General features: G+C 60.3%; 29 protein-coding genes. 15 read left to right on the top strand and 14 right to left on the bottom strand.

The genetic code is table 11. From position 1 onward, the window contains the following. Positions 1-239: 239 nt before the first annotated feature. The 3 genes from uraH to CWM58_RS03220 are packed head-to-tail and all read right to left on the bottom strand — an operon-like array spanning position 240 to position 2,420. The gene (gene uraH / locus CWM58_RS03230) at positions 240-566 is read right to left on the bottom strand and encodes a hydroxyisourate hydrolase (protein WP_064142320.1); all 327 of its coding nucleotides are present in this window, start codon (positions 564-566) and stop codon (positions 240-242) included. After that, entirely contained in the window at positions 563-1,063 is a 501-nt protein-coding gene (gene uraD, locus CWM58_RS03225; protein ID WP_100680214.1) for a 2-oxo-4-hydroxy-4-carboxy-5-ureidoimidazoline decarboxylase, read from the bottom strand. The genes uraH and uraD overlap by 4 nt, the downstream gene beginning before the upstream one ends. Continuing rightward, positions 1,041-2,420 (bottom strand): nucleobase:cation symporter-2 family protein, encoded by a 1,380-nt coding sequence (locus CWM58_RS03220; RefSeq protein WP_100680213.1) that lies wholly within the window; start codon positions 2,418-2,420, stop codon positions 1,041-1,043. The genes uraD and CWM58_RS03220 overlap by 23 nt, the downstream gene beginning before the upstream one ends. A 345-nt stretch (positions 2,421-2,765) precedes the next feature. On the opposite strand from CWM58_RS03220, the gene hpxO reads away from it, so the two are divergent. After that, positions 2,766-3,920: an FAD-dependent urate hydroxylase HpxO gene (hpxO, locus tag CWM58_RS03215; RefSeq protein ID WP_100680212.1), complete on the top strand. Its 1,155-nt coding sequence runs from the start codon at positions 2,766-2,768 to the stop codon at positions 3,918-3,920. Here the strand turns inward: hpxO and hpxR are convergent. Further along, positions 3,901-4,824 (bottom strand): LysR family hpxDE operon transcriptional regulator HpxR, encoded by a 924-nt coding sequence (gene hpxR, locus CWM58_RS03210; protein WP_008804925.1) that lies wholly within the window; start codon positions 4,822-4,824, stop codon positions 3,901-3,903. The genes hpxO and hpxR overlap by 20 nt on opposite strands. A gap of 125 nt (positions 4,825-4,949) precedes the next feature. Between hpxR and hpxD the strand changes: the two genes are divergently transcribed. Next, positions 4,950-5,987: a molybdenum cofactor-independent xanthine hydroxylase subunit HpxD gene (gene hpxD / locus CWM58_RS03205; protein ID WP_004148366.1), complete on the top strand. Its 1,038-nt coding sequence runs from the start codon at positions 4,950-4,952 to the stop codon at positions 5,985-5,987. A gap of 11 nt (positions 5,988-5,998) precedes the next feature. Beyond that, the gene (gene hpxE / locus CWM58_RS03200; RefSeq protein ID WP_100680211.1) at positions 5,999-6,973 is read left to right on the top strand and encodes a molybdenum cofactor-independent xanthine hydroxylase subunit HpxE; all 975 of its coding nucleotides are present in this window, start codon (positions 5,999-6,001) and stop codon (positions 6,971-6,973) included. On the opposite strand, the gene CWM58_RS03195 is transcribed toward hpxE, so the two are convergent. Then, entirely contained in the window at positions 6,950-8,188 is a 1,239-nt protein-coding gene (locus tag CWM58_RS03195; RefSeq protein WP_032413413.1) for an MFS transporter, read from the bottom strand. The genes hpxE and CWM58_RS03195 overlap by 24 nt on opposite strands. Positions 8,189-8,293: 105 nt before the next feature. Between CWM58_RS03195 and CWM58_RS03190 the strand changes: the two genes are divergently transcribed. After that, positions 8,294-9,238: an AraC family transcriptional regulator gene (locus CWM58_RS03190; protein WP_061154629.1), complete on the top strand. Its 945-nt coding sequence runs from the start codon at positions 8,294-8,296 to the stop codon at positions 9,236-9,238. 9 nt (positions 9,239-9,247) lie between these two features. Here CWM58_RS03190 and CWM58_RS03185 read toward each other — a convergent pair whose 3' ends face one another. The 3 genes from CWM58_RS03185 to CWM58_RS03175 form a co-directional block, all read right to left on the bottom strand. Next, positions 9,248-10,003, bottom strand: a complete 756-nt coding sequence (locus tag CWM58_RS03185) for a VOC family protein (RefSeq protein WP_100680210.1) — start codon at positions 10,001-10,003, stop codon at positions 9,248-9,250. Between the two features lie 177 nt (positions 10,004-10,180). Then, positions 10,181-10,492: a cupin domain-containing protein gene (locus CWM58_RS03180; protein WP_004143501.1), complete on the bottom strand. Its 312-nt coding sequence runs from the start codon at positions 10,490-10,492 to the stop codon at positions 10,181-10,183. Between the two features lie 21 nt (positions 10,493-10,513). Beyond that, on the bottom strand, positions 10,514-10,777 hold the full coding sequence (locus tag CWM58_RS03175; protein ID WP_002904643.1) for a VF530 family DNA-binding protein: 264 nt from the start codon (positions 10,775-10,777) through the stop codon (positions 10,514-10,516). Positions 10,778-11,060: 283 nt separating this feature from the next. On the opposite strand from CWM58_RS03175, the gene CWM58_RS03170 reads away from it, so the two are divergent. From CWM58_RS03170 to CWM58_RS03155, 4 genes are read left to right on the top strand one after another with little or no spacing between them, the layout of a single operon-like run. Then, positions 11,061-12,089 carry an isopenicillin N synthase family dioxygenase gene (locus CWM58_RS03170; RefSeq protein ID WP_032435343.1) on the top strand — a complete coding sequence of 343 codons (1,029 nt, stop codon included), beginning with the start codon at positions 11,061-11,063 and terminating at the stop codon, positions 12,087-12,089. A gap of 23 nt (positions 12,090-12,112) precedes the next feature. Further along, on the top strand, positions 12,113-12,919 hold the full coding sequence (locus tag CWM58_RS03165) for a MetQ/NlpA family ABC transporter substrate-binding protein (RefSeq protein ID WP_002904638.1): 807 nt from the start codon (positions 12,113-12,115) through the stop codon (positions 12,917-12,919). Then, positions 12,916-13,707 (top strand): methionine ABC transporter ATP-binding protein, encoded by a 792-nt coding sequence (locus tag CWM58_RS03160; RefSeq protein WP_100680209.1) that lies wholly within the window; start codon positions 12,916-12,918, stop codon positions 13,705-13,707. The genes CWM58_RS03165 and CWM58_RS03160 overlap by 4 nt, the downstream gene beginning before the upstream one ends. Beyond that, on the top strand, positions 13,704-14,363 hold the full coding sequence (locus CWM58_RS03155) for a methionine ABC transporter permease (RefSeq protein WP_165785675.1): 660 nt from the start codon (positions 13,704-13,706) through the stop codon (positions 14,361-14,363). Before CWM58_RS03160 ends, CWM58_RS03155 begins: the two co-directional genes overlap by 4 nt. Positions 14,364-14,373: 10 nt before the next feature. On the opposite strand, the gene CWM58_RS03150 is transcribed toward CWM58_RS03155, so the two are convergent. Then, complete coding sequence (locus tag CWM58_RS03150; RefSeq protein ID WP_227520696.1) at positions 14,374-15,432, bottom strand: nitronate monooxygenase; 1,059 nt, start codon at positions 15,430-15,432, stop codon at positions 14,374-14,376. 89 nt (positions 15,433-15,521) lie between these two features. Between CWM58_RS03150 and CWM58_RS03145 the strand changes: the two genes are divergently transcribed. After that, complete coding sequence (locus tag CWM58_RS03145) at positions 15,522-16,367, top strand: LysR family transcriptional regulator (RefSeq protein WP_100680206.1); 846 nt, start codon at positions 15,522-15,524, stop codon at positions 16,365-16,367. Positions 16,368-16,656: 289 nt separating this feature from the next. Continuing rightward, complete coding sequence (locus tag CWM58_RS03140) at positions 16,657-17,082, top strand: VOC family protein (protein ID WP_100680205.1); 426 nt, start codon at positions 16,657-16,659, stop codon at positions 17,080-17,082. Between the two features lie 38 nt (positions 17,083-17,120). Here the strand turns inward: CWM58_RS03140 and CWM58_RS03135 are convergent, their stop codons facing one another. Further along, the gene (locus CWM58_RS03135; protein WP_008804938.1) at positions 17,121-17,567 is read right to left on the bottom strand and encodes a VOC family protein; all 447 of its coding nucleotides are present in this window, start codon (positions 17,565-17,567) and stop codon (positions 17,121-17,123) included. Between the two features lie 181 nt (positions 17,568-17,748). Between CWM58_RS03135 and CWM58_RS03130 the strand changes: the two genes are divergently transcribed. The 5 genes from CWM58_RS03130 (at position 17,749) to CWM58_RS03110 (ending at position 21,255) form a co-directional block, all read left to right on the top strand. After that, positions 17,749-18,936 carry an MFS transporter gene (locus tag CWM58_RS03130; protein ID WP_100680204.1) on the top strand — a complete coding sequence of 396 codons (1,188 nt, stop codon included), beginning with the start codon at positions 17,749-17,751 and terminating at the stop codon, positions 18,934-18,936. A gap of 216 nt (positions 18,937-19,152) precedes the next feature. Continuing rightward, entirely contained in the window at positions 19,153-19,443 is a 291-nt protein-coding gene (locus tag CWM58_RS03125; RefSeq protein WP_008804940.1) for a hypothetical protein, read from the top strand. Positions 19,444-19,645: 202 nt separating this feature from the next. After that, positions 19,646-20,407 (top strand): trans-aconitate 2-methyltransferase, encoded by a 762-nt coding sequence (gene tam / locus CWM58_RS03120; protein ID WP_100680203.1) that lies wholly within the window; start codon positions 19,646-19,648, stop codon positions 20,405-20,407. 156 nt (positions 20,408-20,563) lie between these two features. After that, entirely contained in the window at positions 20,564-20,884 is a 321-nt protein-coding gene (locus tag CWM58_RS03115; RefSeq protein ID WP_100680202.1) for a carboxymuconolactone decarboxylase family protein, read from the top strand. Then, entirely contained in the window at positions 20,875-21,255 is a 381-nt protein-coding gene (locus tag CWM58_RS03110; protein ID WP_100680201.1) for a tautomerase family protein, read from the top strand. The genes CWM58_RS03115 and CWM58_RS03110 overlap by 10 nt, the downstream gene beginning before the upstream one ends. A 198-nt stretch (positions 21,256-21,453) precedes the next feature. Here the strand turns inward: CWM58_RS03110 and CWM58_RS03100 are convergent, their stop codons facing one another. From CWM58_RS03100 to CWM58_RS03085, 4 genes are all read right to left on the bottom strand, one after another. Next, positions 21,454-21,900 carry a GNAT family N-acetyltransferase gene (locus CWM58_RS03100; protein ID WP_100680200.1) on the bottom strand — a complete coding sequence of 149 codons (447 nt, stop codon included), beginning with the start codon at positions 21,898-21,900 and terminating at the stop codon, positions 21,454-21,456. Between the two features lie 254 nt (positions 21,901-22,154). Beyond that, positions 22,155-23,606, bottom strand: coding sequence for a tagaturonate reductase (locus CWM58_RS03095; protein ID WP_100680199.1), 1,452 nt, complete (start codon positions 23,604-23,606; stop codon positions 22,155-22,157). Positions 23,607-23,719: 113 nt separating this feature from the next. Next, positions 23,720-24,250: a GNAT family N-acetyltransferase gene (locus CWM58_RS03090; protein ID WP_100680198.1), complete on the bottom strand. Its 531-nt coding sequence runs from the start codon at positions 24,248-24,250 to the stop codon at positions 23,720-23,722. 77 nt (positions 24,251-24,327) lie between these two features. Then, positions 24,328-25,752: a GGDEF domain-containing protein gene (locus CWM58_RS03085; protein WP_165785673.1), complete on the bottom strand. Its 1,425-nt coding sequence runs from the start codon at positions 25,750-25,752 to the stop codon at positions 24,328-24,330. Positions 25,753-25,838: the final 86 nt, after the last annotated feature.

Raw genomic sequence — 25,838 nt, 5'->3', positions numbered from 1 at the left:
CCCCTATCGGGATAAGTCTGGTTTTATACCCGATAGGGGATAATGTCAAGCTTATCCCCTGGTGGGGATAGCAGGATGATTATCCTTGTGTGGGGATAAAACAGGAAGGATGATAGCCGGAGACAGCTGTACATGCCCGGTGGCGGCTACGCCTTACCGGGCCTACGAGCTGTCTCTGCCCGCGCCGTAACGATCCAGGCCGGGCAAGCGCAGCGCCGCCCGGCAACGGGCATCCGGGTTTAGCTGCCGCGGTAGGTCGACCACCCGCCCGGGGCGATGAGAAACGGCAGATGGAAATGGTCATCTGCCGCCTCGCCAATGACAAAATCAATCTGCGCCCGGGTAAAGACGCTCTCGCGCCCGGCGCGGGCAAACCACGCCCCGGTTTCCGCCGTTAAGCAATAGCTCCCCGCCGGCAGCGGTGCGGCGCTAAAGGTGGCGATACGTCCCTGGGCGTTGGTCAACAGGGTCACCAGCGTCTCGCCCTCCCGGCTCAGGCTGACCGTCACGCCTTCCGCCGGCCTGCCGGTGGAAATATCCAGAATATGGGTGCTCAGGGTACTCATTCGCCAATCACTCCTTCCAGTCTTAACATCGTAATCTCTCGCAGCTGGGCAAGCGCCTCAGTCACTTCTTCGTCGGCGGTATGCTGCAGCCGGCGCGTCAGCGCCTGTAAAATCGCTTCGCCGCTGCGCCCTTTGGCGCGGATTAAAAACACCCGGCCAAAACGGGCCTCGTAGCGGGCATTGCCCTCCTGCAGGGCTTGCGCGAGCCGCTCATTCTCGCTGTCCACCGCCGACTGTTCCTGGCGTGACAGCGCCGCGTGCGCCTGGCCGCCGGTCGGCTTTTCACCGATCCGCGGATGGGCGCTGAGCGCCGCGTTCAGCTCGTCCTCTCCCCAGTAATCCATCGCCTCACGGGCGGTCTGCAGTAGCGCATGGCGGCTGGGGAAAGGTCGCAAGCTCACCAGCGTCTCGCCCCAGGCCGGGATCGCCACGCAGGGGGCCAGCAGCCCCACTGCCTCATCTTTACTCAGGCCGTTAAACTGACTCAGCGCGATCATCCTGACTCCTTATCGTTTTCGTCGCCGCCTGCTCCTGCGGCAGAATAAGGTTCAGCGCTATCGCTACCAGCCCACCGCTGGTGGCCGCCGAACCGAACAGATCGCCGACCATCGGCGGGAAATGGCTGAGAAACGCCGGCACCGACTCGACGCCAAGGCCAGCACCAAACGCCAGCCCCACAACCAGCACATCGCGACGGCTCAGCGGGGTCTGGGTAATAATCCGGATCCCGGCCGCCACCACACAGCCAAACATCACCATCGTGGCGCCCCCCAGTACCGGCGCCGGGATCTGCCGCAGCAGTTCGCCCACCGGGGGAAACAGTCCAAGCAGGATCAGAATCACGCCAATGTAGCGCCCGACATAGCGGCTGGCCACCCCGGTCATCTGGATCACGCCGTTGTTCTGCGCGAAGGTGGTGTTGGGAAAAGCACAGAGCATGGCGGCCACCATACAGCTGACGCCGTCCGCCAGGATACCGCCCTTCAGCCGGTTACGAAAAGCGTGATCGTCAATAGACTGTTGCGAAATCAGCGAGTTGGCCGTCAGATCGCCGACCGCCTCCAGAATACAGACCAGCGACACCAGGGCGACCGGCAGAAATATTGCGCTGTTAAATTGAAAGCCAAACGGAAACAGCGTCGGCAGGCGAAACAGAGTGTCGCCCAGGGGGTGAAGATGGAACTGACCGCTCAGCCCTGCCGCGACGCAGCCCACGGCAATGCCCACCACCACCGAGGAGAGCCGCAGCCAGCGGTTTTTGGCGCAGCTCAGCAGGACGATAACCCCGAGGGTGCCCGCCCCGAGCGCGATATTGCTCATGCTGGCGAAATCCTCTGCCTTTTCCCCACCGCACCAGTTGATGACGCTGACCTTGATCAGACTGATGCCGATCAGCGCAATCACGCTGCCGGTAATAATGGGGGTAAAGATTTTCTTCAGAGGCTCAATAAAACGGCTGACAATCACCGGCACCAGAGCGGCGACAAAGTTAACGCCAAACAGCATCGCCATCATATCCTGCGGCCCGCCGCCCTGCGCTTTTACCCACATCCCTCCGGCCACCGTCACGCCGAGGAAGGCGAAGCTGGTGCCCTGCATGCAGATCATCCCGGCGCCAACGCCCCATACCCGACTGGACTGCAGAAAGGTGCCAATGCCCGAGGCCAGCAGCGACATACTGATGAGATACGGCAGCCAGTCGCCAAGCCCGAGGGTAGCGCCGATGATCAGCGGCGGCGTGATGATCCCCACCAGGCCCGCCAGCACATGCTGGAGAGCGCTGAAAAAGGCCGGAAGCGGTGGGATCCGCTGTTCAAGGCCGTAAAGCAGGCCACTGTGATGTTCGTCAGACATGGTGTAATCCCATAGCAAAGAGAAGTGCATGGGCTAGTGCACAAAGCAGGCCAGAGACGACAAAAGCGACCAGAAAATTTCATTAATTCTTCAAAATCATTAACTTAAATGACTCTGTTTACGTATACCTCCACACCGATGCTGAACCAGAGTGATGAAACGATAGATTCTCAATGAGACATTGAGAAACTTTTGATTCATAAAAAGGCAACCGATATGTCACATTGCACCGATGCGGTGCGTCATGACCTATCTCTGTGCCTCTGGCAGGCGGTTTTCCTCCCTCCGGCGAACTGGTACGCAAATTGCTGTAGTCAGTCACAACATCGGGAGAAGGAGAAAAAAATGAAAGCAATCGTGATTGGCGCCGGCATCGGCGGTTTAAGTGCGGCAGTGGCGCTCAAACAGTCGGGGATCGACTGCGACGTCTATGAAGCGGTGAAAGAGATCAAACCGGTCGGCGCGGCGATTTCTGTGTGGCCCAACGGCGTGAAGTGCATGGCCCACCTCGGCATGGGCGACATCATGGAGACCTTCGGCGGGCCGCTGCGCCGCATGGCGTATCGTGATTTCCGCAGCGGCGAGAACATGACCCAGTTCAGTCTCGCGCCGCTGATCGAACGCACCGGCAGCCGCCCCTGCCCGGTCTCCCGGGCAGAGTTGCAGCGGGAAATGCTGGATTTCTGGGGACGGGAAAGCGTGCAGTTCGGCAAACGCGTCACCCGCTGTGAGGAAGATGCCGACGGCGTGACGGTGTGGTTTACCGATGGCAGCAGCGCCAGCGGCGATCTGCTGATTGCCGCCGACGGCAGCCATTCCGCACTGCGTCCGTGGGTGCTGGGCTTTACCCCGCAGCGCCGCTACGCCGGGTACGTCAACTGGAACGGTCTGGTGGAAATAGATGAAGCGCTGGCGCCCGGCGATCAGTGGACCACCTTTGTCGGCGAAGGTAAGCGCGTCTCGCTGATGCCGGTCTCCGACGGCCGGTTCTATTTTTTCTTTGATGTGCCGCTGCCGGCGGGTCTGGCGGAAGATCGCGACACTCTGCGCGCCGACCTCAGCCGCTATTTTGCCGGCTGGGCGTCGCCGGTGCAGCAGCTTATCGCCACCCTCGATCCGCAGACCACCAACCGTATTGAAATCCATGATATCGAGCCGTTCAGCCGCCTGGTGCGCGGCCGCGTCGCGCTGCTCGGCGACGCCGGACACAGTACCACCCCGGATATTGGCCAGGGGGGCTGCGCGGCGATGGAAGATGCGGTGGTGCTGGGCGCCGTTTTCCGCCAGACCCACGATATTGCGGCCGCCCTGCGCGAGTATGAAGCCCAGCGCTGCGACCGGGTTCGTGACCTGGTGCTGAAGGCGCGCAAACGCTGTGATATCACCCACGGGAAGGATATGCACCTCACCGAAGCCTGGTACCAGGAGCTGCGAGAGGAGACCGGGGAGCGCATTATCAACGGCATGTGCGACACTATCCTCAGCGGGCCGCTGGGCTGACCGTCGCCATGGATTCAATCACCGCACTCAGCGTCTGAATGGCCATTTGCGCGGGCCGCGAAAGCTGACGCGAGGGCGCGGTGCACAGCGCCAGAGTCAGCGGTCGCAGCAGCGTACTGCGCAGCGGGATAAAGGCCAGCTGTCCGCGCTGGACTTCGTCCAGCACGTCGAGCAGGCTGAGGAGCGTCACGCCGCTGCCGCGCAGCACCAGCGACTTGATGAGCCGGATATCATTGCAGCTGATGGTATTCTCCGGCGCAAAGTCATGGTGGCGATAGAGGAGCGCCACTCGCTCATGGACGATCAGCGGCGCGCCGGGCACGATATGCCGCTCCAGGCTGAGCTCGCCCAAAGACAGCGCTTTCGCCCCCGCCAGGGGATGGTCCGGACGCATCACAATCCCCACCTCCAGTTCGGCAAAGGCCAGCACGCTGAGTCCGGCCTGCCCCTGCGGATCAAGGATCAGGCCGACGTCCAGGTCCGCCTGACGCACTTTCTGGCTGACGGTGTGGCTGTCAGCCACCTGCAGATCCAGTTCCAGCCACGGCCAGCTGGCGATGATCTCCGCCAGCGCGGCGGCGAAGCCCCCTTCCGCCAGCGCCTGCACCATCCCAACGCTGACGCTCCCGCGCTTCATCCCCTGCAGCTCATCAAATTTCTGCCGGGTCTGGCGAAACTCCTTTTGCCAGCGCAGCAGATTGTCATACAGCAGTTCACCGGCGGTGGTCATCCGCAGCCCCTCCGGCAGGCGCTCGAACAGCGGGGTGCCGAAGGCCTCTTCGGCCTGCAGGATCTGGCGGTTAATTGCCGAGGCGGAGATATGCAGCTGCTCGGCGGCCCGGCGCAAGCTGCCGCAGCGGGCCACGGCGATAAAATAGTGCGCGAAACGGGAAAATGGACTCATGGCACCCCTGTACTCTTTTTTGCAACAGCTGAGTGAATTAATGGTGATGGATGTGAACACCCTAATATGACAACAATAATCTCACAACAATAAAACAATCACCGATGTGAGCAGGAAGAGAAATCATGAAGACAATCACCCCCACGCCCCCCGCCCATTGCACCTTTGATCCTGAGGACTGGCTGCGGCTGGCCCGCTGCTGGCACCCGGTGGCCCGCGCCTGCGATATTACCGGCGCCCCGGTGAAAGCCACCCTGTTGGACGAACAGCTGGTTATTTATCGTATTAAAGGCCAGGTGGTGGTCGCCCGCGACGTCTGCCCGCACCGCGGGGTGCCGCTGACCCTGGGGTTTCATGAAGAGGAAGGCATCGTCTGCCCCTATCATGGCCTGCGCTTTGGCGAGGATGGCCGCTGCAACCGTATCCCCTCCAGCCCAGGGCAACCCATTCCGGCCAAACTGCATCTCACCAGCTTCGCCGTGGAGGAGCGCTACGGGCTGATCTGGACCTGCCTGGCCTGCGATCCGGACAATCCGCCGCCGTTACCGACCATGCCGCACTGGGACGACGCGGGATTTCAGCAAATCAACTGCCCGGCCTTCGAGGTGAAGGGGTTTGCCGGCCGCCAGGTCGAAGGCTTTCTCGATGTCGCCCACTTCGCGTGGATCCACACCGACACCTTCGCCGATCCGGACAACCAGCAGGTGCCGGACTACACCCCGCAGGAGACGCCGTTCGGCTTTGTTGCCGACTACTGGAGCTCGGTGGGCAATTACCCGGCCAGCTCCGATTTCCGCGCGCCGGAAGGGTTCCAGTGGCTGCGTCACTTTGAAATGCATCTGCCGTTCACCGCTACGCTGACCATCCATTTTCCCGCCGACGCCAGGCTGGTGATCATGAACGCCGCCTCGCCGGTGTCGTCACGGGTGACGCGGATGTTTGCCCCTATTGCCCGCAATTTCGACCTGCACGTGCCGGTGGAAGACGTACATGCGTTCAATCTGCGGGTGTTCGAGGAGGACCGCCTGATGGTAGAGACCCAGCGTCCGGAGCGGCTGCCGCTGGATCTGACCCTTGAGGCGCATATTCCGGCAGACCGCAGCTCCATCGCCTACCGGCGCGGGCTGAAGAAGATGGGTTTTGGCGATTTCTTTCTGGTATGAGTGGAGGTCATATGCGCGACATATTCCCCGTGGTGGTCGATGGCCTGTGGCGCCAGGGCGCGAAAAATCTGGCCGTTCGTCTGGTGAGCGCCGAGGGGCAACCGCTGCCGGCGTGGACGCCCGGCGCCCATATCGATCTCCATCTTCCCTGCGGGCTGATCCGCCAGTACTCCCTGACCGGTAGCCCGGCCGAACGGGATCACTATCTGCTCTGCATCGCCCGCGAGGCGCAGTCCCGCGGTGGCTCAGGCTATGTCCACGACACCCTGCGCCCGGGACAGCCGCTGATGATCTCTGCCCCGCGCAACCACTTTCCGCTGCACGAGGGCGGCCATGTGGTGCTTCTCGCGGCCGGGATCGGCATTACGCCCCTGCTGGCGATGGCCCACGCCCGGGCGGCGTCCGGCGCCAGCTTTACGCTGCACTATTACGTTAGCCGTGCGCAGGAGGCTGCCTTCACCACTGAGATCGCCCGCCAGCTAACCGGTGGAATCTGCCAGATCCACTGCTCAGACGAGGGGCAGAGTCCGCGCCAGCGGCTGGCACAGGATCTGGGGACACCGGACGCCGACACCCGGGTCTACTTCTGCGGTCCGCCCGGATTTATGGCCCGGGTTCGCGATACCGCGCTGGCGGCCGGATGGGGAGAGGCGCAATTGCACAGCGAAGCGTTCCAGCCACCCGCCACGACGGCACCATCGGCGACGGACGGAACCTTCACCATCACCCTCGCCTCCACCGGGGAGCGCTGGCCGGTCCCGGGGGACAAAACCATCGCCCAGGTGCTACAGGAGCATGGCGTCGCGGTGCCGCTCTCCTGTGAGATGGGGATCTGCGGCGCCTGCCTGACGCCGGTGCGGGAGGGAACCGTCGACCACCGGGATACCGTGCAGTCGGAGGCGGAAAAACAGGCCGCAGAGCAGCATATTGCGCTGTGCTGCTCCCGCAGTCTGTCGGCCAATTTAGTTATCGATCTCGCGGGATAAGCGGCCCGTCTCCGGCTGGTCAGCGCTGGCGACCGGTTTCACCCGCACGGCGGCGAAGACAATCACCATCGCGCTCAACAGCAGCAGGCCGCTGCCGGTGAAGACACCGCTGGCGCCGTGCAAATCAAACACCGCCCCGCCGCCGGCGGCCCCGGCGCTGATGGCCAGCTGAATAGAGGCGACAAGCAGACCGCCCGCGCTTTCTGCTTCATCCGGCACGGTGGTGGCAAGCCAGGTGGACCAGGCCACCGGCACCAGACCGAAGGCAAATCCCCACAGGGCGACCAGCAGCCCGTCCAGCACGGTCAGATGGCCAAACGTCACCATCAGCAGCGCCAGAACGCTCATCATCAACGGCACCAGCGCCAGGGTCAGACGCAGGCTACGGCTCAGCAGATAGCTCGCCACCGAGGTGCCGATAAAGTTAGCGATACCGAAGCCGAGCAATATCAGCGAGACGCCTTCGACACTGGCCTGCGCCACGGTCTCAAGGAACGGCCGCAGGTAGGTAAAGAAGGCGAAATGGCCGCTAAAAATCAGGATCGTCGCCAGCATGCCGCCCAGCATACCGGGACGGCGCAGCACCCTGAACAGCGTGGAGAAGGTCCCGACGCTCTCCGGGCGCATGGAGGGCAGCACCCACAGTTGCCAGAGCAGCGCCAGCAGGCTGGGTATCGCACAGAGAATAAACACGTTGCGCCAGCCGATCAGCTCGCCAAGATAGCTGCCGAGCGGCGCGGCCACCACCGTGGCGACAGACACCGCGGAAAAGATGATCGCCAGCGCCTTCGGCACATGGGCCGCCGGCACCAGACGCATCGCCGTAGCCGTGGACATCGCCCAGAAGCCGCCGATGGCGACCCCCAGCAGCAGACGGCCCAGCAGAAGAAACGCCAGCGAATCGGCAAAAGCGACCATCAGGCTGGAGACTATCTGCAGCACGGAAAAAAACATCAGCACCCAGCGGCGATCGATATTGCGGGTGGCGGTGGCGATCAGCAGGCCGGTGACTAACGCCACCAGCGCCGTCGCGGTGACCGCCTGTCCGGCCATCCCTTCACTGACGCCAAGGCTGCTGGCCATCGGCGTTAACAGGCTGGCGGGCAGAAACTCGGCCACGATCAGGCCGAATACCCCGAGGGCCAGGGCATAGACGGCACGCCAGGCAGGCTTGGCGGGAGACAGGCTCGCGTCAGCAGCTATGCAGGAACTCATATACAACTCTCCAGTTTTATTAACATCCTGGTCATCTTAGGTACTTACCTTTGGACGATATATGATGCATACTCTCCAGTTATTGATTATTCGTCCGGAATTGCCATGAGCCAGCCTGGCATCGACCTGACCAGCGAACTGTTGCGCGGGATGCGCCTCTCCGGCGTTAACTACCGGCGTATCGAAACCACACGCCCGTTCGGCGTCGGCTTTAGCGCCGTGGCGGGTAAAGCCCAGTTCCATTTCATCAGCCGCGGGCCGGTGCTGCTGCGCATGGCCAGCGGAGAACAGTTCACCCTCGAGAGCGGCGATGCGCTGTTTATTCCCAACGGCGACGGGCACGCCCTGCTCTCTGATCCGCAGGCCACGGTGGTCAATGTGGCCCAGTTGCCCAGCGAAACCGTGTGCAGCACAGTGAGCTGTATCAACGCCGGCGGCCGCCCTGACTGCCCGGAGCGCGCCGTTATTTTCAGCGGTTGTATGGATTTTGAGCTCGGCGGCATGCAGCCGCTGGTAAAGGCCATGCCCGAGGTGATGCGGGTCAGCAGCCTGCTAAACACCTGGCCGGAGATCCAGCCGCTGCTGGTGGCGATGGAGCGGGAATCCCTCACCCGCCAGGTAGGCTATGCCGGGATCCTCGCCCGGCTGGCGGACGTGGTGGCCGCGCTGATTGTCCGTGGCTGGGTAGAGTGCGGATGTGGCAACGCCACCGGTTGGGTACAGGTCCTGCGCGATCCCCGGCTGGCAAAAGCGATCTATGCTATGCATCAGCGCCCGGGGGTCAACTGGAAAGTGGAAGATCTGGCGCGGGAGGCGGGGCTTTCACGCTCGCTGTTCGCGGAACGTTTTCTCGCCGCGACAGACACCACCCCCGCCCGCTATCTGACCGAGCTGCGTATGCGGCTGGCGGTGCAGTACATCACCCACGAAGGCCAGGCGCTGGAAACGGTCGCCTTCAGCCTCGGGTATCAATCGCTGGCGGCCTTCAGCCGGGCCTTCAAACGCATCACCGGCCAGCCGCCGGGGGCCCTGCGCGCCACGGCACGCTAGATTCAGCTTTTATGTAAAGCGATACACGCCGTTGCCGACGCGAAAGCGCTGCCCCTTAAGCGCCGGGTTGGCGACGCGAAACACCAGTTCGGTCAGCTGGTTAGCGGGTCCTTCGCGGAAAGTAAACCACTGGCCGCCCACGTCCAGTCCCTGCTCCCCCTGTGGCGGGAAGCCCAGCAGCGCCTGCCAGCGATCGCGTACCGCCTGCGGATTGACCACCTCGAACACCGCCTGCTCAAGCGCAATGTCGCCCAGCGGGTGCGGCACGTCCAGTTCCTGAGCGCGCAGCCGCGCCAGCCGGGTGGTATCGTCTTCTCCCCACTGCAGCACAAATGGATAGACCAGCCCGTCAGTGTCGCCATCGATGGTGAAGATCCGCCAGCGGATGACATTGCCCTGCGGATCGTTGCGCTGACCATCGACAATCGGTGATACCGCCAACCCCTTGCGACGCAACTGGTCATGGGTGGCGTCGATGTCGTCGCTGCGCAGCGCTACCCGAAACAGCGCTTCGTTCTCCGGCAGCAACCGCTCGGCATCCCGCGAAAGCAAGAACCTGTCCGTCGCGGCGCGCAGTTCGTCCGGGTCGGAAATGGCGAGGAATTCGATATAGGTCAGGCCAAAATAGCTCAGCGCATTGCGGGTTCCCCACCCCGGATGTCGCCCTCCGGCCACCGCCCGCAGCTGCTGGTCGGCAAAGGTCTGAATGGCCGCTTCCGGCTGATTCACAAACTGTACTGCGTGGTCCCACTGCAAGGTTGCCATGATCTCTCCCGCGATTGTGCCTGTTCAGGCGCCTGCGGCAAAAGATAGTGCTGGGGTGAAGGGAATGGCAAACAAGAATTAAATATATCGAAAGCTGGATAAGTGATTTATATCAACGCGGTATGTTGAGTCTAACCGGTGATGAAACGGCGGGCTAAGAACCGCCCGCCGGAGGGATCAGACCGACCCTTCTTTCTCGATCACCAGAATACGCGCCGCCCCCTGCGGATGGGCGACATGCTCGCATCCCACCCCAGCGTAGAAGATATCGCCGGCGTTCAGCATGATGACCTGCTCCTCGCCGTCGACTTTCACATGCATCGCCACCTGACCATCCATCACGGCAAACACCTCCTGACCATCGTTGATATGCCAGATATAGGGTTGGTCGGTCCAGTGCAGACGCACGGTGGTCCCGGAAAAATTGGCGATATCCAGCGCGCCCCACGCGCGGTCGGCGGTGAAATCTTTACTGCTCCAGCTCTGCATGATGGTGTCCTGTGGTAAGGGTTATTTTTTCTGCCAGTTTGCCCAGGGATCCGCTTTCTCCACCGGCGCGTCATCATCAAGGGAGGCGAGATACATGGCCTCCACCTCTTTGCGCGCCCACGGCGTCCGGCGGAGAAATTTGAGGCTGGACTTAATGCTGGGATCGCTTTTAAAGCAGTTAATGTTGACCTGGCGGGCCATTTCCGCCCAGCCATAGCGCGCCACCAGGGCATTGAGCAGCGCTTCCAGCGTCACGCCGTGCAGGGGATCTTTCGAGCTGTGCATTACGATACGTCCGTTCCGCATTAAAAAAGTGCGCCTACCTTACTGGCTCTGACCGACGGGCGCAACCGGCTTCATTACGCGCTTCGCGCCTATATCTATTTAACGCAAAAGCACTGAACCCCGCGCGGTCATAAATTAGAAAATAACGTTATTGGTTGCTTATTTGGCCTTGAGGCAAGCTGTGTTCAGCCCCGGACAGAGGAAATCACCATGCGCTGCTGTTGTGCCCGAACCCTGAACCTGAATCAACCCATAACTTATTACCCCGTTTTCGGAGAACACAATGAACGCGACCACCCTGCCGATTCTCGACCTGGCCCGCTACTCGGACCCCGCGGATAAAGCGGCCTTCCTGGCCGACCTGCGTCACGCCGCCCGCGACATCGGCTTCTTCTATTTGATCAACCACGGTGTGGACGACGCGCTTCAATATGAAGTTCAGCGCCAGTCCCAACGCTTTTTTGCTCTCGATGAGGCGCAAAAGCAGCAGGTGGCGATGATCCACTCCCCCCATTTTCGCGGCTATAACCGCGCGGCCTCGGAGCTAACGCGCGGCCAGCCTGACTGGCGAGAGCAGTTTGATATCGGCGCCGAACGTCCGGCGCTGACCCTCAGCGACGACGCCCCGCGCTGGCAGCGCCTGCAGGGTCCGAATCTGTGGCCTGCCGCCCTGCCGTCGCTTAAACCAGTATTACTTCACTGGCAACAGCAGATGACCCAGGTGGGCATCCGCCTACTGCGCGCTTTTGCCGAAGCCCTGCAGCTCCCGGAGAATGCCTTTGACCGGCTCTACGGCGAGAAACCCAACGAGCATATCAAACTGATCCGCTATCCCGGCCAGCAGGAGACCCAAAGCAGCCAGGGCGTCGGCGCCCATAAAGATTCGGGTTTTCTCAGCTTCCTGCTGCAGGACGAGCAAAAAGGACTGCAGGTAGAGGTCGCGCCTGGACAATGGATCGACGCCGTGCCGCTGGCCGGCAGCTTTGTGGTCAATATTGGCGAACTGCTGGAGCTGGCGACCAACGGGTATTTGCGCGCCACCGTCCATCGCGTGGTGTCGCCACCGGCGCAGCAGCAGCGCCTCTCCATCGCTTTCTTCCTCGGCGCCCAGCTTGACGCGGTGGTGCCGGTTTACACCCTGCCGCCCGAGCTGGCGCGTGAAGCGCGAGGTCCGGACAGCGACCCGCACAATCCGCTGCTGCGCGATGTCGGCTGGAATTATCTCAAGGGCCGTCTGCGTTCCCATCCGGACGTGGCGGAACGCTACTATCAGGACGTGTTTCGCGAACGCGCCGAGCAATTGATCGTTTAACCATAACTAAAAAGGAAAACACCATGAAATATGCCGCTTTTAAACTGGCAGGGGTCGCACTGTCTCTTTCTCTGGCATGGACGTCTGCCCAGGCTGCCGCGCTGCGCGTCGCCGCGGACCCGGTTCCCCACGCCGAGATCCTCAACTACATCAAAAAAATCGATCCCAGCCTCGATCTGAAGGTGGTGGAGCTGACCAGCGGGGTCAACGCCAATGAACTGCTGGCCAGTGGTGATGTGGATGCCAACTACTTCCAGCATGTCCCCTATCTGAAGGATCAGGAAAAAGCACTGGGTAAAACCTTTGCCGTCGCGGCCACCGTTCATATTGAGCCGCTGGGGATCTACTCGCACAAGCATAAAGATTTCTCATCACTGCCGGAAAACGCCACGGTGGCGGTGCCGAATAACACCACTAACCTGAGCCGGGCGCTGTTCCTGCTGCAGGCGCAGAAGCTTATCAAGCTGGATCCCAAATTTACCGACCCGGCCACCACCCTGGCGACGCCGAAGGATATTGTCGAGAACCCGAAACACCTGAAGATTCTGGAGATTGAATCGCCGCAGATCCCGCGTTCCCTCGACGATGTCGACCTGGCGGTGATTAACGGCAACTACGCCCTGGAAGCCGGCCTGGTGCCAGCGAAAGATGCCCTGGGGCTGGAAAGCGCCGAGCATAACCCGTACGCCAATATTCTGGTGACCACCCCAGCCCTGGCGAATGACCCGCGCATTAAGGCGCTGGCGAAAGATCTGACGTCACCGCAGGTGGCGGAGTTTATCCGTAAAACCTACAACGGCTCGGTGATCCCGGTGGCCCCTCAGTCATGATAACCATCGAAGGGCTGAGCAAAACCTACGCCGGAACCGGCCGACCGGCGCTGAACGATATCGCGTTGCAGATACCGAAAGGGGCAATATACGGCATTCTCGGGCGCAGTGGCGCCGGCAAAAGTACGCTCATCCGCTGTCTCAATTTACTGGAGCGGCCCACCTCGGGCCGCATTCTGGTGAACGGACAGGATATTACCCAGTTGAACAAGGCGGCGCTGCGGGATTATCGTCTGCGTACCGGGATGATTTTCCAGCACTTCAATCTGCTGCATGCCCGCACCGTCGCCGACAACGTCGCGGTGCCGCTGGAGATTGCCGGGATGCCGAGGGCCGCTCGCGAGGCTCGGGTGCGTGAACTGCTGGAACTGGTGGATCTCAGCGAAAAGGCCGCCGCCTTCCCGTCGCAGCTTTCCGGCGGGCAAAAACAGCGCGTCGGCATCGCCCGGGCCCTGGCCGCCCGGCCAGAAGTGCTGCTGTGCGATGAGGCGACCAGTGCGCTGGATCCCGAGACCACCGCCTCGGTGCTGGCCCTGCTGGCGGATATTAACCAGCGCCTCAATCTGACCATCGTGCTGATTACGCATCAGCTGGAGGTGGTGAAAACCATCTGTGACCACGCGGCACTTCTGGAACAGGGCGAGATTGTCGAGAGCGGTAAACTCGCCGACCTGCTGGTGACCCCATGGTCGCGGCTGCGCCAGTCGCTGCTGCACGACCCGCAGGCTGAACAAGATTTTCTTACCCGTCACGGCGTTCAGGGGAGGCCATTATGCGGAGTAGCATGAGCTGGGAAGATTTGTGGCCGTTATTACTCGACGGCACGCTGGATACGCTTTATATGGTGGGCCTGGCGGCCCTGTTTACCGTGCTGATCGGGCTGCCCACCGGCGTGCTGTTATTTATTTCCCGCGCCAACGGACTGGCGCCGATGCCGAAACTGAACGCGCTGTTAGGCGCGGTGATCAACATCGGCAGATCGCTGCCGTTTATCGTGCTGCTGATCGCCCTGATCCCCTTTACCCGCCTGATAGTCGGCACCACGCTGGGCAGCACCGCCGCCATCGTGCCGGTGACCATCGGCGCCTTTACGTTCTTTGCCCGTCTGACGGAAAACGCGCTCGACGAGGTGGACTACGGGAGAATCGAAGCCATTCTGTCGATGGGCGGTAACGTCTGGCACGTGATTTTTAAATCTCTGCTGCCGGAAGCCCTGCCTACGCTGCTGGCCGGGATCACGCTGACCATCGTGATGCTGATTGGTTTCTCCTCCATGGCCGGCGTGATCGGCGGCGGTGGACTTGGCGACCTCGCCATCCGCTACGGCTATCAGCGGTTTAATAATGAAGTCATGTTTGGCACGGTGCTGATCCTGGTGGCGATGGTACAGGGCGTGCAAATGGCCGGCGATCGGCTGGTGCGCAGCCTGGCCCACCGGCGCTAAGTTTCAAACCTCAACGCCAGCCGCACTCTTCAGCCAGCTGGCGCACCAGACCTGCGGCGTCACCCTCACGGATCAACCCCACACCCTGCCCGGCCCAGTGGGCGCCATACTCATGGACGCCCTGGGCTTTCGCGGCGGCGGCCAGCGCTTTGCCGATATCATACGCCAGCGGATAATCCGGCACGGCGCTCGCCGGACAGGCTTCCCCCAGCGCACAGAAGGCATTCGCCAGACAGCGTGCCGGACGCCCGGATATCGCGGAGGTCAGCACCGTACGTCCGTCAATGCTGTTGTTGATCGCCGCGCGATAACCGGCGTCGGCGGCCGATTCCGGACACAGTAAAAACGCCGTACCGAGCTGAACGCCCTGCGCCCCCAACTGCATTACGCTGGTGATCCCCGCCCCGTCCATGATGCCCCCGGCGGCTACCACCGGGATGGTTAGCCGACGCCGCAGAAGTTGCACCAGGGTGAAGGTGCTCAGCTGAGCATCAGGCTCCTGCGGAGCGAAGATCCCCCGGTGCCCGCCCGCCTCATAGCCCTGAGCGACCACCACGTCGATCCCCTGCTGCTCAATCAGCAGCGCCTCCTGGAGCGAGGTTGCCGTCGCCAGGGTGACAATCCCCTGCTGTCGCAGACGCTGGATCGTCTCACGTTCAGGAAGACCAAAATGAAAACTCACCACCGCCGGCGACAGGTCGAGAAGCAGCTCCAGCATCGGCGCATGACCGATAAATGTCTGGTAGATCTCGCTTAACGAATCCGGTGGCGTACTGCCATAGCGGGCAAAATGGGGGCGCAACGTCTCTGCCCAGTCGGCTTCCCGCCGGGCGTCGCGCCGGGGCGGCGCATGGCAGAACAGATTGACATTGAACGGACGGTCCGTCAGCTGGCGGGTGGCGACTATCATCGCTTCCGCCTGGGCAACGGTTGAAGCGCCCAGCCCCAGCGAGCCCAACGCGCCGGCATGACTTACCGCGGCCGCCAGCGCGGGGGTGGAGACGCCCGCCATCGGGGCCTGAATCAGGGGATAATCAATATCAAGAAGCGAAAGCAGCGGGTTGCTCATGGTTTCCTCATGCATTAGCGATGCCGGAGGCTTACCATCTCCTTTAAAGATGATAAGATCAATATCATTTTCATATTGAGAATAAAAATATGAACCACAGCACACTGCAGATCTTTATCCAGGTGGCAGAAACGCAAAGCGTGACGCAGGTAGCGAAACGGCTCGGCCGCGCGCAATCCAATATCACCACCCGTATTCAGCAGCTGGAAGAGGAACTTGGCGTGGAACTCTTCGTCCGTAGCAACAAAAAGATGGTGCCATCCCCGGCAGGCATTCAGTTTCTCAGCTATGCCCGGCGGATCCTGAGTCTCGCGGAGGAAGCAAAGCAGGCCCTGCATCCAGCGACGCCCGGCGGTACCCTGCGGCTGGGCGCGATGGAGGCAACCGCCGCCAGCCGTCTGCCGCCGCTGCTGACTCGCTTTCAACAGCGGTGCCCGCAGGTAGAGGTGTTGCTGATCACCCAGCCTACCTGCCAGCTGACCGAGCAGGTGGTCAACGCCAGCCTCGATGCCGCGCTGGTCTGCCTGCCGCCGGGGGCTGATGGTCAACCCGCATGTCCGCCCGAACTGGAATCAGCCCCGGTGTTTTATGAAACGCTGATGCTGGTCCGTCCGCAGACCCCGGGCCCGCTGCGGTTCGCGGCATTCGCCAGCGGCTGCAGCTACCGCGCGCTGGGCGAACGCTGGCTGGCGGCGCAGCAGATGACCGTCGAGGTACATGAGGTGAACTCCTATCACAGCATGCTCGCCTGCGTGGCTTCCGGACGCTACGCCTGCCTGCTGCCGCAGAGCGTGCTGGCGCTGATGACGCTTCCAGAAAACTGCCTTAGCGAACCACTGTGCGAGGCGACCACCCAACTTATCTGGCGCAACGGATTCAGCGTCCCCGCCCTTAGCGAGTGGCGCAAGCTGTTGCAAAGCGTGGCGAACGACTAAGCTGAAAAAGGAAACCGCGATGCACTCGTATGAGGCGCACAAGGGCTCTTCCAGACAAACGCAGGGGCGTTTTGCCGGTACAGTATCAACTCGCGAAAGAATCGCTTTTTTGCCGGGTGGCGGCTACGCCTGACCCGGCCTACAGGGCTACGCTGTCAGGCTAAAGCGATTCTTCGGTCCGTAGGCCCGGCAAGCGCAGCGCCGCCGGGCGCCAGGTCGCGGCTATGATGCCGCTTTTTTGCCGGGTGGCGGCTGCGCCTGACCCGGCCTACGCCTTACGGGAGTCATTATGTCGTTCTGTCATATGCGCATCGCCAGACCGGTCAGTGAACTGGACGCCGCCGCCAGCATGTATTGCGCCGGGCTGGGGCTTCAGCAGCTCGGCAGCTTTACCGATCATGAAGGATTCAGCGGGATTATGCTCGGCGCGCCCGACGCGGGCTGGCATCTGGAATTCACCCACTGTCGCCACCATCCCGTCACTCCCTCGCCAGGAGATGAAGATTTGCTGGTGCTGTATTACCCACAGCAGGCGGAATGGCAAGCACAGTGCGCCGCCATGGACGCCGCCGGGTTTCTGCGGGTCACGGCGTTTAACCCTTACTGGGAGGTCAATGGCGTCACTTTCGTCGACCGCGACGGCTATCGCACCGTGTTGCAAAACCGCGCCTGGGGAGAAGTACGAAGCGCTTCCCATCAAGAGGAGAATCAATAACCTCCCCTATATGCCCTGCGCCGCGTCCGGCGCGGGCGCTATGGCTCTTCCGCCCGCAGCCACGGCGTCACCGTGAGCCCGGCCAGCAGCCCTTCCGGACTGAGCAATCGGGTGACCGTCTGTCCCCACGGTTCGTCGCGCGCAGCGACGAGCAGGCGGTATCCTTGCTGCTGTAGCCGCGCCGTCGCCGCAGCAAGGTCGCGGACCTCAAACTCAATCCATGCCTGCGGCACCGGCTCCGTCTCCGGCCACTGGTCCTGACCAAAGCAGGACTGCGCCGCCTGCGCCAGCGGCCACAGCGCGAAATGTTTCACCCCACCGATGGCATCCTGCTCGCTGAGCAGATACGCCTCGTTACCCGGCATCGGCTTTAGCGGCAACCCCAACGCCTGACAATAGAAGTCACGGCTTTGCGACGTGCTGCGGGTGATGGGACCGAAGCCCGCAATGAACAAAACGTCAATATCAGCGAAATCGTGGGACATGTTCTCTCCTGAACGCGGCGGTAAGATAACGCCATCATGCCCGTACGCAGGCGCCAGCGGCAAACCCTATTAATGGCGGGCGCATGCACGAACATCCGTAACGGATAAAACGCCATCGCGACTCGCCAGCGCCCTCGCGGCGCGCTATGCTAAACATCCCTTGTATTAAACACTTATCCCTATGAGCACTTCCGTCAGCACCACGCAACTCAATTTGCGCATCATTTCGATCGTTGTCTTCACCTGTATCTGCTATCTCTCCATCGGCCTGCCGCTGGCCGTACTGCCGGGGTACATTCACTATCAGCTGGGCTACAGCACCTTTGTCGCCGGGATTGTGATCAGCCTGCAATACATTTCAACGCTGATCAGTCGACCGCACGCCGGGCGCTATACCGATATCTGGGGCCCGAAAAAAGTGGTCAGTCTCGGGATCATCTGCTGTCTGCTGAGCGGCGCATTTACCCTGCTGGCGGTGCTGCTGCAGGCGACGCCAATGCTGGCCATCGCCGCGCTGCTGGCGGGCCGGGTGTTTCTTGGCGTCGGGGAGAGCTTTACCGCGACCGGCGCCACGCTCTGGGGGATCAAAACCGTCGGCGCGATCCATACCTCGCGGGTGATCTCCTGGAATGGCGTGGCAACCTATGTCGCCATGGCGATCGGGGCGCCGCTGGGGGTCACCCTTAACCACTATTTCGGCATTAGCGGATTTGCCACGGTGGTGGTGCTGGTGGCCGCCATCGGCCTGCTGTTCGCCCGCACCCGCCAGGATGTCAGCGTGACCGCCGGCGTCAGAGCGCCCTTTCACGCGGTGGTACGAAAAATTTGGCCTTATGGCCTGGGACTGGCCTTTGGTACCGTTGGCTTCGGCGTTATCGCCACCTTCATCACCCTCTATTTTGCGGCGCACAGCTGGCAGGGCGCGGCGTTTACCCTCTCCCTGTTCAGCGTCGGTTTTATCTGCGTCCGCCTGGTGCTGGGAAATACCATTACCCGCTATGGCGGGGTCCCGGTCTCGCTGGTCTGCTTTGTGATCGAGTGTCTTGGCCTGCTGCTGATCTGGCTGGCGCCGTCAGCCTGGGTGGCCGGCGTCGGCGCCTTTCTCACCGGTTCGGGTTTTTCCCTGGTCTTCCCGGCGTTAGGGGTCGAGGCAGTCAAACAGGTGGAAGAGCAAAACCAGGGAACCGCCCTCGGCACCTACTCGGCGTTTCTTGACCTGGCGCTGGGACTCACCGGGCCGCTGGCCGGATGGGTCGCCGGGTTCTACGACCTCGCCACGCTATATCTGTTGGCGGCGATCGTCGTGGTGTTCGCTTTCCTGCTCATTTTACGCGTCCAGCGACAACAGCGAGCCGTCTCAAGGACGTAGTCAGGCCTGGCCCGCGGGTCGTCGCGGGCAAAAAACGAATCGGCAATTGACGACGATTCGGCTTCCATGCCAACATCCTCCTCAGCATCTGACAACAGATGCAAGGACGGTAGCGGAGAACAACAGAGATCGCACAACGATCCAGCCCGGCGCCGTAGTCCAATCCGAATCACTGACCCACACGGTGAATTCCTGATTCTGGCGGGAAACACAGACATGCACCAAAGTTTTAATCAGCGCGTTCATTTCTATTACTGCGTCCTGGTCGCGCTGAAGATGCACGGAAAGTCGAAAAAATCGGGCGGTATCAGAGGAAAGAATAACTTTCTGCTGAAATGGCTACGCCGGGCGCAGGATAACAACATTTTCCCGCCCGATATCACCAGCGAAATCGAATGGCTGCGGGGAAAAATCATTCAGGCCGGTTACGACACCGATCTCGAACCGATGCTGGATTTTGTTTACGCCACCGCCAGCCGCGCTGAAGCGCTCAAGAACGCCGAATAAGACACTGCGCCCGTAGCGGGCGCAGTGTCTGTCCATCCCACCGCTTCCCTGAGCGTACCGACCAGACGCGAAAACCCCACTGATGTTTATTCTTTTTGTGACACTGTCACGAAGTGGGTTACCGCTGGTAACATTCGGCGGCTGACAGGCTGCCTGTGGCGTTCTATGCTTTGCCCAGTCTTCCCTCACACAGGACCGCGCTATGGCTGACTGGAACCCTTCTTTGTATTTGCAATTTGACGCTGAACGTACCCGCCCCGCGGCCGATCTGCTCTCGCGTATTGCCCATCTGCAGGTTGAGAATGTCGTCGACCTTGGCTGCGGGCCGGGAAACAGCACCCGCCTGCTGCGCGCCGCCTGGCCGCTGGCGGCAATCACCGGTATCGATAACTCCCCGGCCATGCTGGCTCAGGCGGCACAGGCCTTACCAGACTGTGAGTTCATCGACGCCGATATTGCCCGCTGGCGGCCTGCGCAACCGGTAGACGTGATCTATGCGAACGCCTCTCTACAGTGGCTGGCGGATCATGAGACGCTGTTTCCGCATCTGGTGGCGCAGCTGGCAGACAACGGGACGCTGGCCGTACAAATGCCGGATAACTGGCAGGAGCCCTCGCATACCCTGATGCGCCAGGTCGCCAACGAACAAGGATTACCGGACCGCGGACGCCAGCCCTTACTCCCGCCGGACGCCTGGTACGATATGCTGACCCGCCAGGGTTGCGAAGTTGATATCTGGCGCACCACCTATTTTCATCCCCTCGCTTCCCATCAGGCGATAAGCGACTGGCTGCAGGGGACCGGATTGCGTCCCTATCTGGCCGGCCTGGACGAGCAGTCCAGAAACGCATTTCTGACACGCTATGTCGAATTGCTGACCGCCCACTATCCGTTACGGTGTAACGGAAAGGTACTCCTGCGATTCCCCAGACTGTTTATCGTGGCGCGAAAAATCGACGTCTAACCGGAATGAGCGCGTAAGCGTGGTAATGGGTATGGAAAACAGGGCGAAAAATCGTCCTGCTTATCAGGATGAAACATCCTGAACATTGCGATATTCAACCTCTTTCCCGGCATGCGACAGTGATTGCCATCTCAACACCCAATAACGGGAGTCACTGTGGAAAATAACGCTGTTAATCGCAACACCCTGGCCGCCATTGCGCCAAAACTGGCCGAACTGACCGAAACGGTACTGTTTGGTGATATCTGGGCACGCCGCGATCTGTCGCCCCGCGAACGGAGCCTGATCACCCTTTCTGCCCTGACGGCGTTGGGTAAAACCCAGCAGCTGCCGTGGCATATCGCTCTCGGCTATCAAAATGGCCTGAGCCAGGCCGAAATCGTCGAGCTGTTTACCCATCTGGCGTTCTATGCCGGCTGGCCGGCGGCGGCCAGCGCCCTGACCTGTCTGAATGAGCAGGAGACATCATGCCCCTGACTCGCATATCGCTTGGCACGGCCTGGCGTCCCACGGAGTTTGCTCAATTGTCGGCGCTCTTTCATGAGTGTCTGGTGGCGGAGTTCGACGTGCCGTCAGCAGATAAATTTCAATTTATCGAACAGGCCGCCGACGAGCAGCGCATTTACGACCCGCACTACCTCAGCGACGGGCGCAGCGCCCGCTTCGTGCTGTTTCATATTTTCGCCGGGAAACCGCGCAGCCGGGCGCAGAAACAGAAGCTTTATCGTCGGCTCTGTGCGCGGTTAGACGATGAGATGGCGGTCAGCCCGCAGGACGTGATGGTGGTTATCCAGTTTAACCAGCAGGAGGACTGGAGTTTTAGCGCAGGGAAGATGGCGGATGAATAATGCCAGCGGCGCCGCAAGAGGCGCCGCGTTTCAGGCTACCAGGCGAGATGATGCACCAGTGAGAGATCCCAGGCCGTAGCCAATAGTGAAAGAAACATAATCAGATTGACCACTGTGTCGAGACGTTTTTCCATCGTTGCTTCTCCTGAGCCGGTTTCCCCTGTTATAGCGGGAAAAGCTTAACAACCTCTTACCGCTTCAGGACCCAAGCGTGATCCTGTAGCGCACATAATCGTCAGCCGGGGTAAACTCATCATACAGATGACGGGCTGGATTATCATGGCGCGTATGCCAGTACAACCGCGACCAGCCTTTGTCTGCCCCTTCGGTTTGCAGCGACTTAATGATTGTTCTGGCAATGCCTTGTCCACGGAAGACAGGATCGACAAACAAATCCTCCAGATAGCAGATTGGCGTGGTGACCCAGGTTCCCTCGTGAAGAATGCAGATGGCAAACCCCACTACCGTATCATCGACCACAGCCACCCTGCCCAGCACCGGGGAGTTCATGTCCAGCATTCGCTGCCAGGTGTATTCGGTCACCTCTTCCGGCTGCAGACTGCCGTAGAAGCGGGTATAGCCTTCCCAGAGATTAAGCCATTCGGCTTTGTCGTGCGGCCGTATTTCCCGGATATCGATGACCATGCGAGTTTCCTTACAGATGAATGAATTAGCCTGCGAACATTGGCAGGGAAAATGGGTTCAAACCATTATTTTCCTGTGTAGCCACATGTTCAAGCGGCATAGCGGCAATTCTCTCCTTGAAGGGGGCGATTTGGCACTAAAAGGCTTTTTTGCAGCGGAGTGACCGACCGGCTTGATAACTGCAATAAAATGTATGTTGTAACTAATCAAGGGGCTTTAAAACCCGGCCGCAGCCGGGTCAATGACGTCCGCTATCAGCACAAAGGCTGTACAGCATCGCGCATACCGCGGGACAGGATAGCATCGAGGTCGGCAGTCACCTGCTCCACCAGCCCCGGGATCTGGCTCAAGTCCTGTTCCCAGTGAGCCTCTACGCTGAGTACCGCAGTCACCAGCTCGCGGGTGCTCATCTGGCGATCGCGATGCCGGGCCCACAGCGTCTGGTATCGCGTCAACCATTCGGCATCATCCTGTACCGGATAGCGTTCACCCTCCCGCTCTCCCCGATAGAAGGCGATCAGTGCTGCCAGGGCAAAAGTCAGCCGCGGCGGCAGTTGCCCACTCTTTTGCTGCCCTGCCAGCAGCTGCGGCAGAATGCGGGTGCGGTATTTGGTCATGCCGTTGAGCGCAATCGAGAGCAGCTGATGTTTAATATACGGGTTACGGAAGCGCCCGGTCACGGCGCTGGCAAATGATTCAAGCTCATCGCGCGACAGATCCAGCACCGGAATAATCTCGTCATAAATCGCTTTTTCGACAAACGCGCAAATCTCCGCATCGTTCATCGCCTCACCCACGGTGTCGATCCCTGCCTGGAAGGCCACCGGCACCAGCGCGGTGTGCGCCCCGTTGAGGATCGCCACTTTGCGCTCTTTATACGGCTTGATATCGTCCACAATGCGCACATTCAGCGGCAGTTTATCGAGACGCAGCTCGGCCGCTAGCGAGGCAGGCCCCTGGATCACAAACAGGTAGAAATGCTCGGCGGTATCAAGGAAGGCATCTTTATAGCCAGTCTGTGCCTCAAGGGCCGCCACTTCATCACGCGGATAGCCGGTTACGATGCGATCCACCAGCGTCGAACAGAAGGTGTTCGCTGAGGTCAGCCAGCGGATAAAGGCCTGCGGCAGCTGCCACTCGGCAGCATAGCGCAGCACCAGCGCCTGCAGCGCCTCGCCGTTATAATCGATCAGTTCGCAGGGAATAATCACCCATCCCTTGTCGGCCGCACCGGCGAAATGCTGGTAGCGTTCAAACAGCAGGCGCGTCAGTTTCGCCGGATAGCTGACCGGCGGCGCGTCGTCAAAACGATCCCCGGTATGGTAGCTGATGCCCGCCTCAGTGGTATTGGAGAAGACAAACCGCATCTCCGGGTTATGCGCCAGACGTAAAAAAGCATCGAAGTCAGCGTAAGCGCTGATCTCCCGGTTGACCGAGCGGATCAGGCGCGCGTCGCTCACCGCCTCACCCTGCTCGTTCAGACCGCGAATAATGGTAGTGTAAAGGCCGTCCTGGGTGCTCAGTGAAGGCGGGAAATCCGTCGCAATAGGACGGACGACCACGATGCCCGCATTCAGGTCGGTATGCTCGTTGAGGAGATCTATCTGCCAGTCAACGAATGCGCGCAGGAAGTTGCCTTCACCAAACTGGATGATACGGTCAGGGTACTGCGCGCCGGGGAAATCACGACGGTTTAATGTTTTCACAATGGGTTCCCTCTAATAGTAGTCATACAACCTGAGTAATTGGTCCAATAAGTTATCAGGTTTTTCTACCAGTGAAACCCCGTTTTGATCAAAGCATTCTGCAATAGCGGCCGTCAGGGCAGAAACTTATAGAACAGTGAGGTGGCGGTCATCTCCCCGTCAGGCATCAGCGCATAGCGCGGAATTTCCCCCACTTTTTCCCAGCCACAGCGGACATAGAACTGTTCCGCCCCACTACCGGTCGCCGTGTCCAGCACCAGCACCGTCTTCCCTTGCCGCCGGGCGGTTTGCTCCAGCTCGGCCATCAGCGCGTTGGCAATCCCCTGGCGGCGGGCATTTTGGTGAACCAAAAGTTTGGCGACATCCGCACGATGGGGCTGGTTTTCCGGTTGGCGGGTAATAAGTTGCACGGTACCGATGGGTTGCTCGCTGGCGTCGAGGGCCACCAGTACGATGCGCTCGCCGGCCGCCACGCTGTCGGCGGTCTGTTGCCAGAAAGTGGTGGCCGTCTGCGCGCTAAAGGGCAGCATAAAACTTACCGAGGCGCCGCCGTTGACGCAGCTTGCCAGGATATCGCTTAATGCCGGGAGGTGGTGCAGAATATCGTCACGCGACAGCGTGCGCAGTGAAAAGGATGTGGTCATGGAAGCTCCCTGTAATTGACCACATCACTATGTTTTTAACCAAAAATTAACACAAGCGGATTCCGTATAGGATTTTCTTATGGTGCGCTTTCGGTTAGCGCTGGCATACAGATGCGATTGCGACCGGTCTGTTTGGCTTTGACCATCTCCTCGTCTGCCGCCATCAGCAATTGGTTAAACAGCTCGGTGATCCGAGCGTGCCCCACCTCGCGCGTCTCCAGCCCCATACTGATGGTCAGATGGATTGGATTCTGCCCCAGGCCGAAGGGTTGCGACTCCACCCCGTGGCGGATTTTTTCCGCCAGTAAATAGCCCTGCTGGGTACTGTCGACGACCGCCGCCACCGCAAACTCTTCACCGCCAATGCGGGCAACCATCCCCTGCTCGCCCACCAACTGCCGAACCTGCTGGGCAAACTGAGTCAATACGCAATCGCCGCCTTCATGGCCCAGAGCATCATTCACCCGTTTGAAGCCATCGATATCCAGCACCATTACCGTCAGCAGCTTATCGGCTGGCAACGCCTGACGCTTTAGTACCTCGCTCAGTCCGGAACGGGAATACACCCGGGTCTGAAAATCAAAATCAGCACGCAGGGCCAGCTGTTTCATCAGCGTGTTAATCGCTTCGACACTGGAAGCGACAATCACCGGGCTAATCAGCATAGCGGCAATGCCGAGGCGAGTGGAGAACAGCTGCCACGGCTGCATTCGCGCATCCGGCGAAAAGTGAATTAACGAGTTAGCGACCAGCAGTATCTCGCTGATACCGGTGAGAAAGGTTAACAGGCAGGTCAGCGGCAGCGGATAACGAACGGCGCACCAGATCAGGGCCGGCAACGGGAAGGTAATGCTGCCGGCGCCGCCCACCGCCACGCCGAGGGCTATCGACAGCACCAGCGCCAGCGCGGGCAACAGCTGGCGAAAACGAAAACCGCTTAATGCCGAAGGCAACGTCAGGGTCAGAATAAACGGCAGGATCAGCACCGCTGTCGAGAACTGTTCGCTAAACCAGTCTGCCAGTTGGGGAATAAAGGTGGCGCGTTCAACATCCACCGACCCCAGGGCGCCGACAGCGGCGCACAGTAAGGCGGCAAACAGGCAAAAACAGAATAAATTAAGCGCATTAATCGGGCCGGGCATGGAGTCGGCGCGTCGTTTATCCCACAGCACCAGCTGCGCCAGCACCACAATAAAGACAATATTGGAGAAATTAATCAGCAATGAGGCAAAGCCCATCCCCCAGCGCGAAGTGAGTCCGTCATAAACCAGCATTGCCGCAAAACAGACGGCATAAAAATAGCTGCGATTAAGCCAGACATAGCGCGCAAAGATCCCGGCCATGACGGCATTGAGCGGCCAGAAGAATGAGAGCTCCTGCACCAGACGCAGCATGGCGCCCAGAAAATGCAGTAGTAGCGTTAACGTGAATAATACCAGTGCGTCGCGCACGGGCTGCTCTTCACGAAACAGCGTAAATGACCGAATCGACAGTGAAGACATTCAGTAATTATCCGTCTAATTGTTTCAGGCAATTATTATGTTAATAATTAGTTAGCGGATTATCATAACATGAGAATATTTATCAG

It is taken from the genome of Klebsiella sp. H-Nf2 (assembly GCF_002806645.1).
In the GTDB taxonomy this organism is placed as follows: Bacteria; Pseudomonadota; Gammaproteobacteria; order Enterobacterales; family Enterobacteriaceae; genus Klebsiella; species Klebsiella variicola.
The sequence above is the reverse complement of the archived record's forward strand: the minus strand, read 5'-3'. Positions and strand labels throughout refer to the sequence as shown.